13 protein-coding genes and 1 pseudogene are annotated in these 11978 nt (G+C 70.8%); 6 read left to right on the forward strand and 8 right to left on the reverse strand.

Annotated elements, in window-relative coordinates; all coding sequences use genetic code 11:
- The first annotated feature begins 165 nt into the window (after window positions 1-165).
- On the forward strand, window positions 166-1749 hold the full coding sequence (locus QMZ92_RS20110; RefSeq protein WP_502962096.1) for an LCP family protein: 1584 nt from the start codon (window positions 166-168) through the stop codon (window positions 1747-1749).
- A 247-nt stretch (window positions 1750-1996) separates the two neighbouring features.
- Here QMZ92_RS20110 and QMZ92_RS20115 read toward each other — a convergent pair whose 3' ends face one another.
- On the reverse strand, window positions 1997-2545 hold the full coding sequence (locus QMZ92_RS20115) for an acyl-CoA thioesterase (protein WP_283298762.1): 549 nt from the start codon (window positions 2543-2545) through the stop codon (window positions 1997-1999).
- A gap of 119 nt (window positions 2546-2664) precedes the next feature.
- Between QMZ92_RS20115 and QMZ92_RS20120 the strand changes: the two genes are divergently transcribed.
- Window positions 2665-3891 (forward strand): LCP family protein, encoded by a 1227-nt coding sequence (locus QMZ92_RS20120; RefSeq protein ID WP_283298763.1) that lies wholly within the window; start codon window positions 2665-2667, stop codon window positions 3889-3891.
- Between the two features lie 89 nt (window positions 3892-3980).
- Here the strand turns inward: QMZ92_RS20120 and QMZ92_RS20125 are convergent, their stop codons facing one another.
- Complete coding sequence (locus tag QMZ92_RS20125) at window positions 3981-4187, reverse strand: DUF397 domain-containing protein (RefSeq protein ID WP_283298764.1); 207 nt, start codon at window positions 4185-4187, stop codon at window positions 3981-3983.
- Window positions 4184-5056 carry a helix-turn-helix domain-containing protein gene (locus QMZ92_RS20130; protein ID WP_283298765.1) on the reverse strand — a complete coding sequence of 291 codons (873 nt, stop codon included), beginning with the start codon at window positions 5054-5056 and terminating at the stop codon, window positions 4184-4186. Before QMZ92_RS20130 ends, QMZ92_RS20125 begins: the two co-directional genes overlap by 4 nt.
- Before the next feature lie 154 nt (window positions 5057-5210).
- On the opposite strand from QMZ92_RS20130, the gene QMZ92_RS20135 reads away from it, so the two are divergent.
- Complete coding sequence (locus tag QMZ92_RS20135; protein WP_283298766.1) at window positions 5211-5651, forward strand: ATP-binding protein; 441 nt, start codon at window positions 5211-5213, stop codon at window positions 5649-5651.
- Between the two features lie 81 nt (window positions 5652-5732).
- On the opposite strand, the gene QMZ92_RS20140 is transcribed toward QMZ92_RS20135, so the two are convergent.
- Both QMZ92_RS20140 and QMZ92_RS36440 read right to left on the reverse strand, forming a co-directional pair.
- Entirely contained in the window at window positions 5733-6308 is a 576-nt protein-coding gene (locus QMZ92_RS20140; protein WP_283298767.1) for a carboxymuconolactone decarboxylase family protein, read from the reverse strand.
- Between the two features lie 330 nt (window positions 6309-6638).
- Entirely contained in the window at window positions 6639-6965 is a 327-nt protein-coding gene (locus QMZ92_RS36440) for a hypothetical protein (protein ID WP_502962097.1), read from the reverse strand.
- 140 nt (window positions 6966-7105) lie between these two features.
- Between QMZ92_RS36440 and QMZ92_RS20150 the strand changes: the two genes are divergently transcribed.
- Together QMZ92_RS20150 and QMZ92_RS20155 are read left to right on the forward strand one after the other, a co-directional pair.
- The gene (locus QMZ92_RS20150; protein WP_283298768.1) at window positions 7106-7498 is read left to right on the forward strand and encodes a PadR family transcriptional regulator; all 393 of its coding nucleotides are present in this window, start codon (window positions 7106-7108) and stop codon (window positions 7496-7498) included.
- Window positions 7495-8070, forward strand: a complete 576-nt coding sequence (locus tag QMZ92_RS20155; RefSeq protein ID WP_283298769.1) for an HAAS signaling domain-containing protein — start codon at window positions 7495-7497, stop codon at window positions 8068-8070. Before QMZ92_RS20150 ends, QMZ92_RS20155 begins: the two co-directional genes overlap by 4 nt.
- A 213-nt stretch (window positions 8071-8283) precedes the next feature.
- On the opposite strand, the pseudogene QMZ92_RS36445 reads toward QMZ92_RS20155, so the two are convergent.
- A pseudogene (locus tag QMZ92_RS36445) lies at window positions 8284-8493 on the reverse strand (IS256 family transposase); the annotation flags it as partial.
- A 346-nt stretch (window positions 8494-8839) separates the two neighbouring features.
- Window positions 8840-9997 carry an acyl-CoA dehydrogenase gene (locus QMZ92_RS20160; protein ID WP_283298805.1) on the reverse strand — a complete coding sequence of 386 codons (1158 nt, stop codon included), beginning with the start codon at window positions 9995-9997 and terminating at the stop codon, window positions 8840-8842.
- A gap of 185 nt (window positions 9998-10182) precedes the next feature.
- Between QMZ92_RS20160 and QMZ92_RS20165 the strand changes: the two genes are divergently transcribed.
- Window positions 10183-11523: a UDP-glucose dehydrogenase family protein gene (locus QMZ92_RS20165; RefSeq protein WP_283298770.1), complete on the forward strand. Its 1341-nt coding sequence runs from the start codon at window positions 10183-10185 to the stop codon at window positions 11521-11523.
- A gap of 43 nt (window positions 11524-11566) precedes the next feature.
- Here QMZ92_RS20165 and QMZ92_RS20170 read toward each other — a convergent pair whose 3' ends face one another.
- Window positions 11567-11929: a VOC family protein gene (locus QMZ92_RS20170; protein ID WP_283298771.1), complete on the reverse strand. Its 363-nt coding sequence runs from the start codon at window positions 11927-11929 to the stop codon at window positions 11567-11569.
- Between the last annotated feature and the right edge of the window lie 49 nt (window positions 11930-11978).

The following is an 11978-nucleotide window of genomic DNA, read 5'->3' on the forward strand; positions in this document are numbered from 1 at the left end:
GTCCCCCGGGAGACAACGGCCTCGGGGAGACAGCGGCGTCGCCCGCCACGTTACCGCGAACGGGGGACAGCGATGCGCGCCTCCCCCCGGCCTCCCCCTGCCGCAGATCGTATGGGCCTACGGTGCTCAGGATCACCGGTCTGCTGCCCCGCGGAGGTGCCCCTCGTGCCCACACCGCCCCGCTCGCCCCGTCCGCGACCGGCGGCGGCCCGTCCGAGGCCGGTTCCCGGCCCGACGGCGGGCCGCCCGAGACCGGCGGCACAGCGGCGGGCGGGAGCGGCACCGCAGCAGGGGGCGGCGGGGAAGAACCGCCGGGGACCGGCCCCGCGCACACGCGGGCGGGGGCAGCCGGAGCGGCCCCGCTGGGGGATGCGGCTGGTGACGACCCTCTCGGTGCTGGTGCTCGGCGTGGGTGGCATCGGTCACGCGCTGGTGACCGGGCTGGACAGCGGCATCGGCCGGGTCGACCCGTTCAGGGACATGAAGAACCGGCCGGATGGCGGCAACGGGATGAACATCCTGCTCGTCGGCACCGACGGCCGTGACACGATCACCAAGGAGGAGCGCCACAAGTACCGGCTCGGCGGCGCACCCTGCCGCTGCACCGACACGATCATGCTCGTGCACATCTCCGAGGACCGGGAGCGGGCGAGCATCGTCAGCCTCCCCCGCGACTCCTACGCGGAGATCCCCGCCCACACGGACCTGACCACCGGCAAGAAGCACGGTCTGCACGCGGTGAAGCTGAACGCGGCGTACGCGGAGGGCGGGCCCGCACTGACCGTGCGGACCGTCGAGGACCTGACCAAGGTGAAGGTCGACCACTACCTCGAGGTCGACTTCCGCAGCTTCATGAAGACGGTCGACGCGATCGGCGGGGTGGAGGTCTGCACGGCCCGGCCGCTCAAGGACACCCACTCCGGCCTCGACCTCAAGGCGGGCACCCACCGCCTCGACGGTGCCAAGGCCCTGCAGTACGTGCGGGCCCGCCATGTCGACGGCGCGGCGGACCTGGGGCGGATGCAGCGCCAGCAGCGGTTCGTGGCGGCACTGGTGCAGCAGGCCACCGGCAGCGGGGTGCTGCTGAACCCGGTGAAGTTCCGCCAGGTCACCACGACGGCGCTCAACTCCGTACGGGCCGACCGGGGCTTCGGCACGGACCAGATGCTGACGCTCGGCAAGGCGATGCGGAGCTTCACGCCGGCGTCGACGGAGTTCGTGTCGGTCCCCGTCAAGGACCCGAGCTTCCCGGTGAAGGGCGTCGGCTCGACGGTGAAGTGGGACCCGGTGAAGGCGGAACGGCTCTTCCGGGCCCTCCGCGAGGACAAGCCGCTCGCCCCGGAGCGGCCGCGGGGGGCCGCGTCCGCCCGCCCCGCCAAGGTCGTCGAGGTCCCGCCCGGGCAGATCCGGGTGCAGGTCTACAACGGGACGCAGTTGGACGGGCTCGGCTCCCGCGTGGACACCGCCCTGAAGGCGACCGGGTTCAACACGACGCGGGCCCCGCTGAACGCCGGAGACCGCAAGGTGAAGCGCACCTTCATCACCTACGACCCGCGCTGGGACCGCTCGGCGCGGTCCCTGGCGGTCGCGCTGCCCGGCGCCGAGCTGCGCCCCGTGAAGGGCCAGGGCCCGACGCTCGAGGTGACGGCGGGCTCCGGCTTCACCTCGGTGACCCCCGTCCGGGCGGACACCCCGCGTGCCAGGGGCGCCTTCGGAGCCATCACCGGCGACGAGGTCCTCTGCCGCTGACACGTCGTGAAAGGGCGCCGGGGAGGCGGCCGGAAGGCGCCGGGACACGTCGGCGCCGGCGCACGCGCACCCACGGCGCCGGGATGCCGCGGAGGGGTGGCGGGCGCAGGAAAGCGCCGGAACGCCGACGCCGGGGCGGCGGTCGGAAGGACGCCGGGACCCCTCGAGGCCGGGTGCGAGCGCATCCGCGGCGCCTGGCTCCCCGCCGCCGCCCGCGCATCTCCTGGGAGCGGGCGCCGAGGACGACTCAGTCCTCGTGCCCCTCGGCCGCGCGGCGCTCGCGGAGTTCCTTGATCGCGCGGCGGCGGGCGAGCCGGTGGGTGCGCCGGATCTGCGCCTCCTGGTAGCGCCGCTTGTCGCGCTCCGTCTCGGGGACCACCGGTGGGACGGGCCGGGGCTTGCCGTCCGCGTCGACGGCGGCGAAGACCAGGTAGGCGGAGCCGACCTGGGTCGCGGGGGTGGACTCGTTCCAGCGCTCGGCGAGCACCCGGACGCCGACCTCCATGGAGGACCGACCCGTCCAGTTGACCTGTGCCTTCACATGCACCAGGTCGCCGACCCTGACCGGCTCGAGGAAGACCATCTCGTCCATGGAGGCCGTGACCGCCGGTCCGCCGGAGTGCCGGCCGGCGACGGCGCCCGCCGCGTCGTCCACCAATTTCATGATCACTCCACCGTGCACCGTCCCGAGGAGATTGGTGTCGCTGTGCGTCATGATGTGGCTGAGGGTCGTACGCGAAGCCGATGTCGGCTTACCCGGAATATCGCTCTCCGAGCGCTGGGCCTGGTCTGTCATGCCCTCCACCCTATGCGGGCCCCCGGACACCGCAGCATTGCATCAGGTTCGCAACAGCCCCGGTGTGATTCGTCACCCGCTCTGTCGGGCTTTCGGCGACGGCCTGCACACTGTTCCGCATGAATGACTGGCCCGATGGATACGGACACGGCGGCCGCGGCGCGGAACCCGAGGGTCCGCGTGTGATGCGCCATGTGCGGCGACGCCCGATCCCGCAGCAGCCGCAGGGGTACGACGACAGGTACGACGCCCCGTACGACAGCGGGTACAACACGGGCCAGGTCTACGGTTCGCCCTCCGGCGGAGGACACGGCGGGCAGGGCGGACACGACGGCTACGGCGAGCCGCCGGCCTACGGCCGCCCGGCCCCCGACTGGCGCCGGCGCCTCAAGGTCGGCTCGATCACCGTGCTTGTGCTGGCTCTCGGGGTCTCCATAGGCACCTACTTCTGGGCCGACTCCAAGATGCGCCGCGAGGTCGACCTCACCAAGGTCATAGAGCGGCCCGAGGAGGGCGACTGCACGACGTACCTGATCGTCGGCTCCGACAGCCGTGAGGGCCTGACGTCGGAGGACAAGAAGCGCCTGCACACCGGCTCCGCCGACGGCAAGCGCACCGACTCGATGATGATCCTCGCCGCCTGCGGCAGCGGGAACACCATGATCTCGCTGCCCCGCGACTCGGACGTGGAGATCCCGTCCTTCGTGGGTTCGGAGTCCGGCAAGACCTTCCCGGGCGAGGGCCGCCGGGTGAAGCTGAACGCGGCGTACGCGGAGGACGGCCCCGAACTGCTCGTCCGCACCGTCGAGCACAACACCGGTCTGCGGATCGACCACTACGCGGAGATCGGCTTCGCCGGCTTCGCGAACATCGTGGACTCTCTCGGCGGTGTCGAGATGGACATCCCCAAGGCCTTCAAGGACAAGAATTCCGGTGCCGACTTCCAGGCGGGCAAGCAGACCCTGAACGGCGAGCAGGCCCTCGCCTTCGTCCGCACCCGCTACGCCTTCGCCGGCAGCGACTTGGACCGCACCAAGAACCAGCAGAAGTTCCTCGCCGCGCTGGCCAACCAGGCCGCGACCCCCGGCACGATCCTCAACCCGTTCAAGCTCTACCCGACCCTGGGCTCGGGCCTGGACACCCTGATCGTCGACAAGGACATGTCCCTGCTCGACCTGGGTGAGATGTTCTTCGCAATGAAGGGCATCAGCGGCGGCGACGGCAAGTCGATGAACATACCGATCTCCGGCAGCCGCGGCGGAAACCTGGTCTGGGACAAGGAGAAGGTGCGCCAGCTGGTGAACCAGATCAAGAACGACGAGAAGGTCACCGTCACCGCGGACTGACACCGCCGCCGACGCCACGGGCCGGACCCGGGCCGCCGACCTCGGTCCGGGCTCGGGTCCGTCCCGGCACGGTGGCCCGGGCTCGGCGGTCAGCTTCCGGCGGCGTAGGCCACGAAATCCCCCCATGCCTCGGGGGTGAAACCGAGTCGAGGGCCGGGCACGTCCTTGGAGTCGCGGACGTGGACGGCGCCGATTGCCACCGCGACCTCGACGCAGTCGGGGCCGTCGGCCCCGCTGTAGCTGCTCTTGACCCAGGTCGCTCCCGAAAGGGCTCCGGTCGAGGGCTTGACGCTCATGTCTCTCCCAGCAGTTTCTCGATGAAGGACCGCGACAGCCGAGGCGTGAGCGCCTGCGACCTGATCAGGCCGTACCGCATCTCAAGGATCTGGACCTCCTTGGGGTCGGTGATCAGACGGCTGGTGAGCTGGACTTCGTTGTAGCCCACAGCCGTACCGTCGCTCAGCTTAAGCACCCTGTGCGAGCCGTCCAGGCCCGAATGTTCCTCGGTCTCCGTCGGCATCACCTGGATCTCGACATGCCTCAACGCCCCGACTTCCAGCAGGTGTTCGAGCTGACGGCGCAGGACCATTCTGCCCCCGATCGGCCGCCTGAGCGTCGCCTCCTCCTGGACGAACGTCAGAAGGGCGGCGGGCTGCCGTTCGAACACCGACTGCCGGGCCATCCGCGCGGCCACGAAACGCTCGACCTGGTCCTCCGAGAAGGCGGGCCGCCGCTCCCGGTACAGCGCACGGGCGTACTCCACGGTCTGCAGCAGACCGTGCACCACGGCACTGGCGTACGCGCCCATCTCGACCGCGTCCGCCTCCAGCTTCGCCAGGTCCCGGACCTTCTTCGGATACCTCGCCTCCGCCACGTCCTTCTTCATCGCGGCCAGTTTCCCGCCCGCGCCCAGGGCCTTGTCCGCCCTGTCCAGGAACTCCGGCTTCGGGATGCGCTTGCCCGTCTCGACCTTGTAGACCTGGTTCTCGCCGTACCCGATCGCCGCGCCCAGTTCTGCCGCGCGCATCCCCGCCGCCTCGCGCCAGAGCCGCACCTGCCGGCCGACCACCGCGATCACCGCTCCCGAGTCGTCCTCCGGCCCCATGTCCCGGTCCGGCTCGTCCACCCCGTCCGCCGTACCGGCCCCGCCGAGCCCGTCCGCCATACGACACCGCCTCCATCCACGCCCAGCCACCCGCACCACACCCGACAACCGGCGCCCATACACGATGGACAGGGCCGCCCAACGCCTGGACAGTCACTGTCCGTACACGTGGCGCTCTGTTCAGAGTACGAGCCAACCGGCCACGCTGAGTCACGTGAACCTGGAAATCACCCGAACCGAACCTTCCGCTCCTGCCGGGCAGTTCACCGTCCTCCTCTCCCCCACCCGCCGGGGAGCCCGGCTCGCCCGGCTGCTCACCGCGGCCCAACTGGCGGGCTGGGGAATCCCATCGGAGTCAGCGGCGCGAGTCGTCGCCGAACTGGCCGCCAACGCCTCGCTCCACGGGCGCGTACCGGGCAGGGACTTCCGGCTCCGTCTCGCCGTCGAGGACCAGGGCAGGCGCCTGCGGATCGAGGTCACCGACACCCGGTGGGACCGGCTTCCGCCCGGCCCCGGCACCCTCACCCCTCCGGCCGACGGCGCAGAGTCGGGGCGCGGCCTGCTGATCGTCGAAGCGCTCGCCGCACGGTGGGGCGTGATCACGGGCCCCGTACCGCGCAAGACCGTGTGGGCCGAGCTCGACCTCATGCCGTGACCGGGCAGCCCGCCGCCGGCCCGCCCGGCACTGCCGGGGCGGGGGAGTCCGGGTGCGCGGACGAGCCCTTCGCCCGTCCGCTCAGGCGTGTCCGGTCGGTGCCGAGAGGCCGTCATAGGCACCGGGCCCCGTCTCGACCGGAACGCCGGTCGTGTCGACGAAGCGCGTCAGCATGGGGAACCACGCCATGGTCATGATGGCTCGTGCGGCCATGTCCTGACTGCCGTAGTGCGACACGAGCTCCCGTACCCGGTCCGCGTTGAGCTTCGCGTCGGCGGCCATGTCGTCGACCATGCGGCACAGCCGCCGGTGCCAGGGAGAGAGCCGGTCCAGCTCGTCGTCCAGCACGGCCCGGCCGGCCTCGCGCGGGAGCCCGACGGCCTCCGCCAGCACGAAGTGTTGCGGGATCTCGTAGTCCGAGGCGTTCTGGCGGAAGGTGCGCAGCGCGATGACCTCCCGGTCCGCACCGGGGAACCAGTCCTTTCCGAACATCACGGACAGCAGTGCACGGTACTCGCGGGCCATTCCGGTTCTGGCGATCATGCGCCACACGTTGAGCGGCGGCATCGACGCGAGGAACTCCACCGTCTCCGCGTCGAGCTCGTCGTCCGTGGGCAGATCGAGCTTCGGCAGGTTCTCCGGACGCAGGGTGCGCATGACGGACCTTCTCTCTCGGCGCCCGGGCCTCACCACGCACGCGGTCCCGGGCGATCTCGGTGACGTTCCCCTGCGGCGGCGACAGGACAAGTGCGACCGCGTGCGGCTCGGACCCTGCCGTGCACCGCGTGCCCGCTGCTCTCGCCAGTCGGCCTGGGCTGCCCGCCGCAGGGACGATCCATCCCGATACCAGGCTGTCCGGATCGACGGGAGAACTTCAATCGGGCGTTGCCCCTGGGCCCGCGTCCGGGCACGGTGCGCAACGGTGCGGCGGTCGCGGCCGATGGCTCGGCCACCACGATCGGCGACTCTCCGTGAGGACGTGTGTCCTCAGAGCGGCGGCGAGGCCACCGGTCCGGGACCAGGAGTGGCGGCCCCGGCGGGGCCCATGACGGTACGTACGCCGAGGACTTCGAGCTGCCGCACGCCGCCGCCCACACAGCGGCCGCGAGCGGAAGACATCCAGGAGAGCTCCAGGACGCGGACCTGCTCACCGGCCCATCCGTCCGGGTCCGTGGTGGCGATGATCGCCCCGTCGGGCCGCTCGGGTGTGGGCTGTGCGCGGCCGCCCGGTCCCGGTGCCGGGCCACGGCCAGGACGTCGGGCGACGTCCAGGACGAGGACGGTGACGCCGGGAAGGGAGGCCAGATGCTCCACCGTGCCGTGCCATGCCGGGCCGGGCCGTGCCCGTCCAGTCGCCCTCGCAGCTGCGGGACACATCCCTGACTGCGAGCACTTCAGCCCGCCCAGCCGCTGGCGCCTTCCAGAGTGACCGACCCCAAGGTACTATGTTTCGCATGGTACTAGGTGAGGCGAGTCACCGCGCCGCGAGCAAGGCCGAGAGCCAGCTCCGCAAGGGCGTGCTCGAATACTGCGTGCTCGCGTTGATGCGCGACGGACCGCGCTACGGCGTGGAGCTGCTGCGGGAACTGGAGGAGACCGGGGCGCTCGCGACCAGTCAGGGCACGGTGTACCCGCTGTTGTCTCGACTGCGACGGGACGAACTCGTCGTCACCAGCTGGCAGGAGTCGACATCCGGGCCGCCGCGGCGCTACTACCAGCTCACCGAGGCCGGACACGCCGCCCTCGGGGAGTTCGCCGGGATCTGGCCGAGGTTCCGGGACGCCGTCGATCATCTTCTCGCACCGAAGACGGGGCGCATACAAGCATCTGAAGGGGCAGAGCGATGAGCACCAAGAACGCCGAGACATCCGGGAGCGCGACGGTCCGGCGCTACCTCGAGGCAGTCGAGCGCGAGGCTTCGACGCTCCCGGCGGACCGCCGACAGGAGCTCGTCGCCGACATCGCCGAGCACATCGAGATCGCGCTCGCCGAACGGCCCGGCGACATCCAGGACATTCTGCGCGAGGTGGGCGACCCGCGGGTGATCGCCGCCGCCGCGCTCCAGGAGTCCGGGACGGGCACCTGGGAGCCGCCCAGGCGCCGTTCGCCCGCATGGGTGCCGCTGCTGCTGATGCTGCTCAAGTACGCTTTCTGGTGGAACTTCTGGCTCCTGATGCTCTCAACGGTGCTCGAGGTCGCCGGAGTCGTCGTGCTGTACAGGTCCCGGCACTGGACGGCGCGCCAGAAGTGGCTCGGTGTGACGTCGATCGTCGTGGTGCCACACCTGACGCTGGTGGTCACGAATCTCGTCTTCGGCCATGCGTCGCCTCCGTTGTACTGGGGAGTGGCGATCGTCATGGTGATGGGCGTCATGCCGCTCGTTGCCGCGGGGTGGCTCTGGCGGACCCGGAAGCACTGAAGCCGACGCCGGCGGGGCGTCGGATCGAAGGGGGCGCCGAGAGGTCCTGGCCGACGTGCGGGGCCGGGCTGTCGGCCGCGCTGATGCTCGCGGCCTCGGCCTGTGGGCCGGGTGATGCCACGGCCGTTGGCGGGCCGACCAGACGACACCCGGTCCTCCGCCGCCGCGACCTTCCGGGCGCGCCGGAACGGATGGCCCGCTCCGGCGGCCTCGGCCAGCCCTACCGGTTTCGTCGCGGTGGCCGTTGCGCAGCGCGGTGCGCGTTTCGGTGCACTCGTTCCACTCCGCGCCGGTCCGGGGCGTGGGCCTCGGCCCCGATCAGCTCCGGAGCATCCGCTCAGCCACACCGCGGACGAGTTCGAGCCCGTCCGCCGAGCCCGGTGACTCCAGCAGGCGCAGCAGGTCAGACCGGGACCGGGCCACCGTGCACCTCCCGGGTTGAACCGGCCCTTCACCAAGGAGAGTTGCAAGTGGCCCGCCTGCTGGGCAGGGAGCGGAAACGCTGTCGGTACACGCCCCCGGGCGCACGCCTCAGCCGTGATCGGCTGCACCTCATGGTGGGACGCCGTCCTGATTCGCCTACGACGACAGCCCCCGGCGTGATGCCGGGGGCTGCGCTGTTCGTACTGGTCAGCGGGCGTCCTCAGGGCGCTCGCTCCCCAGGGTTTCCCAGCCTGGCGCCCAGGAACGGCCTCGATCAGGCCGCGACGGGCAGCGAAGCCGAGAGCGGCCCTCCGGAACCTCGCCCCCCTGACCTGCGAGAACCCTGCTAGGGCAGGTTCCTCGCCATGACGATCCGCTGGACCTGGTTCGTGCCTTCGTAGATCTGGGTGATCTTGGCGTCGCGCATCATGCGCTCGACCGGGTAGTCACGGGTGTAGCCGTAGCCGCCGAGGAGTTGGACGGCGTCGGTGGTGACCTCCATGGCCACGTCCGAGGCGAAGCACTTGGCGGCGGCGCCCTGGAAGGTGAGGTCGCTGTCGCCCCGCTCGGACTTGGCCGCGGCCGCGTACGTGAGCTGGCGGGCGGCCTCTATCTTCATCGCCATGTCGGCGAGCATGAACTGCACGCCCTGGAAGTCGGCGATCGGCTTGCCGAACTGCTTGCGCTCCTGGACGTAGCCCTTGGCGTAGTCGAGGGCTCCCTGCGCGATGCCGAGGGCCTGCGCCGCGATGGTGATGCGGGTGTGGTCCAGGGTCTTCATGGCCGTGGCGAAGCCCGTGCCCTCCGCGCCGATCATGCGGTCGGCCGGGATCCGGACGTTGTCGAGGTAGACCTCGCGGGTCGGGGAGCCCTTGATGCCGAGCTTCTTCTCCGGGGCGCCGAACGACACGCCCTCGTCGGACTTCTCGACGACGAAGGCCGAGATGCCCTTGGAGCGCTTCTCGGGGTCGGTCACGGCCATCACCGTGTAGTACTCGGACACACCGGCGTTGGTGATCCAGCGCTTCACGCCGTTGAGGACGTAGAAGTCGCCGTCGCGCACGGCGCGGGTCTTCATGCCCGCGGCGTCGGAGCCCGCGTCCGGCTCGGAGAGGCAGTACGAGAACATCGCGTCGCCCTTGGCGAGCGGTCCCAGGTACTTCTTCTTCAGCTCCTCGGAACCGGAGAGGATCACCGGCAACGAGCCCAGCTTGTTGACCGCGGGGATCAGGGAGGACGAGGCGCAGACGCGGGCGACCTCCTCGATGACGAGCACGGTGGCGAGCGCGTCGGCGCCGGCGCCGCCGTACTCCTCCGGGACGTGCACGGCGTGCAGGTCCGAGGCGACCAGCGCGTCCAGGGCCTCCTGCGGGAATCGGGCCTCTTCGTCGACCGCGGCCGCGAACGGCGCGATCTTCGCCTCGGCGAGCGAGCGGACCGTCTCCCGGAGCATGTCGTGCTCTTCGGACGGGCGGTACAGGTCGAAGTCAGGCACTGTGCTTATCTCCCTTTGGCGCCAAGGTCTCTCGCGCCCCTGAGCGACTGCTAACTACCGTTAAGTAATACAAATTTTAGTGTGCGCGCCCCGACCGGGCATACGTGAGCTTGCCGACAGCGGAGAAAATGCCCTTGCGCGCTCCCGGTTATGCTCGGGCCCGCACTCCATCCGTCCTCCCCAGGAGCAAGCCCATGGCCCTCAAGATCACCGTGATCGGCACCGGGTACCTCGGCGCCACCCACGCAGCGGCCATGGCGGAACTGGGTTTCGAGGTCCTGGGCCTCGACGTCGTCCCGGAGAAGGTCGGGATGCTGGCCACCGGCCGGGTCCCGATGTACGAGCCGGGCCTGGAGGAACTGCTCGCCCGCCATGTGGCCGGGATCGAGGGGTCCAGCGGGCGGCTGCGCTTCACCACGTCCTGGGACGAGCTGGAGGACTTCGGCGGAGACGTCCACTTCGTCTGTGTGAACACCCCGCAGAAACACGGCGAGTACGCCTGCGACATGTCCTATGTCGACGCCGCCTTCAGCTCGCTCGCACCACGTGTGAAGGGCGGCGCACTGGTCGTCGGCAAGTCCACCGTGCCGGTGGGTTCGGCGGACCGGCTCGCCCGTCTGCTCGCCGAGCATGCGCCCGAAGGAGTGGACCTGGCCTGGAACCCGGAGTTCCTGCGCGAGGGCTTCGCCGTGCGGGACACCCTGCACCCGGACCGGATCGTGGTGGGCGTGGACTGCGAGCGGGCCGAGAAGGTGCTGCGCGAGGTGTACTCCACCCCGATCGCCGAGGGCTCGCCGTTCGTGGTGACGGACTTCCCGACGGCGGAGCTGGTGAAGACCTCCGCGAACTCGTTCCTCGCGACGAAGATCTCGTTCATCAACGCCATGGCCGAGGTGTGCGAGGCGGCCGGCGGCGACGTGGTGAAGCTGGCCGAGGCGATCGGCCACGACGAGCGGATCGGCAAGAAGTTCCTGCGGGCCGGGATCGGCTTCGGCGGCGGCTGCCTGCCGAAGGACATCCGGGCGTTCATGGCGCGCGCCGGTGAACTCGGCGCCGACCAGGCGCTGACGTTCCTGCGCGAGGTCGACTCGATCAACATGCGCCGCCGCGGGCACATGGTCGAACTCGCCCGGGAGGCCGTGGGCGGCGGGTCGTTCCTGGGGACGCGGGTCGCGGTCCTGGGCGCGACGTTCAAGCCGGACTCGGACGACGTCCGCGACTCGCCGGCGCTGAACGTCGCCGGCCAGATCCATCTCCAGGGCGGTCAGGTCACGGTCTACGACCCGAAGGGCATGGCCAACGCCCGGCTGGTGTTCCCGACGCTCGGCTACGCGGACAGCGCGCTGGAGGCCGTGCGCGGTGCGGACGTCGTGCTGCACCTGACGGAGTGGCCCGAGTTCCGTGAGCTCGACCCGGCCGCCCTGGGCGAGGTGGCGTCCCGGCGGATCGTGCTGGACGGGCGCAACGCACTGGACGGGACGAAGTGGCGCGAGGCCGGGTGGACGTACCGTGCGATGGGCCGGCCCCGCGCCTGAGGCACACCGGCATCAGCAGGCGCGGGGACAGCGAGACGGTGCGTCAGCAGGCGCAGAGACAGAACGGATGCCCGGCGGGGTCCGAGTAGACGCGGAAGCCGCGTGTACGGTCGCCGGTGTCCAGCGGCTTGGCCCCGAGCGCCAGCACCCGGTGCTCGGCGGCGTCCAGGTCCTCGACGGTCAGGTCGAGGTGGAACTGCTGCGAGGCCCCCGGCGAAGGCCACTCGGGAGCGGTGTGCCCGGGGGCGGCCTGGAAGGCGAGGGGCGTGCCCTCGTACCCGGTGAGGGAGACCCAGGTGTCGTCGTCCAACTCCACCCGTGCGCCCAGGATCTCCGCGTAGAAGGCGGCGAGTGCGTGCGGGTCGGCGCAGTCCAGGACGACGGTTCCCAGTGTGGCGATGGCCATGGTGCTCCCTCTCGTACGTACGGACGGTTACCGGTAACCACCTTGCACT

The sequence above is a fragment of the Streptomyces sp. HNM0645 genome, assembly GCF_030056615.1.
Lineage (GTDB): Bacteria > Actinomycetota > Actinomycetes > Streptomycetales > Streptomycetaceae > Streptomyces > Streptomyces marianii.

Coding starts and splice junctions, on each gene's coding strand:
- QMZ92_RS20155 (WP_283298769.1), top strand. CDS start 7,495: ATGAGCACCAAGAACGCCGAGACATCCGGGAGCGCGACGGTCCGGCGC.
- QMZ92_RS20125 (WP_283298764.1), bottom strand. CDS start 4,187: ATGAGCGTCAAGCCCTCGACCGGAGCCCTTTCGGGAGCGACCTGGGTC.
- QMZ92_RS20115 (WP_283298762.1), bottom strand. CDS start 2,545: ATGACAGACCAGGCCCAGCGCTCGGAGAGCGATATTCCGGGTAAGCCG.
- QMZ92_RS20170 (WP_283298771.1), bottom strand. CDS start 11,929: ATGGCCATCGCCACACTGGGAACCGTCGTCCTGGACTGCGCCGACCCG.
- QMZ92_RS20120 (WP_283298763.1), top strand. CDS start 2,665: ATGAATGACTGGCCCGATGGATACGGACACGGCGGCCGCGGCGCGGAA.
- QMZ92_RS20140 (WP_283298767.1), bottom strand. CDS start 6,308: ATGCGCACCCTGCGTCCGGAGAACCTGCCGAAGCTCGATCTGCCCACG.
- QMZ92_RS20130 (WP_283298765.1), bottom strand. CDS start 5,056: ATGGCGGACGGGCTCGGCGGGGCCGGTACGGCGGACGGGGTGGACGAG.
- QMZ92_RS20165 (WP_283298770.1), top strand. CDS start 10,183: ATGGCCCTCAAGATCACCGTGATCGGCACCGGGTACCTCGGCGCCACC.
- QMZ92_RS20150 (WP_283298768.1), top strand. CDS start 7,106: ATGGTACTAGGTGAGGCGAGTCACCGCGCCGCGAGCAAGGCCGAGAGC.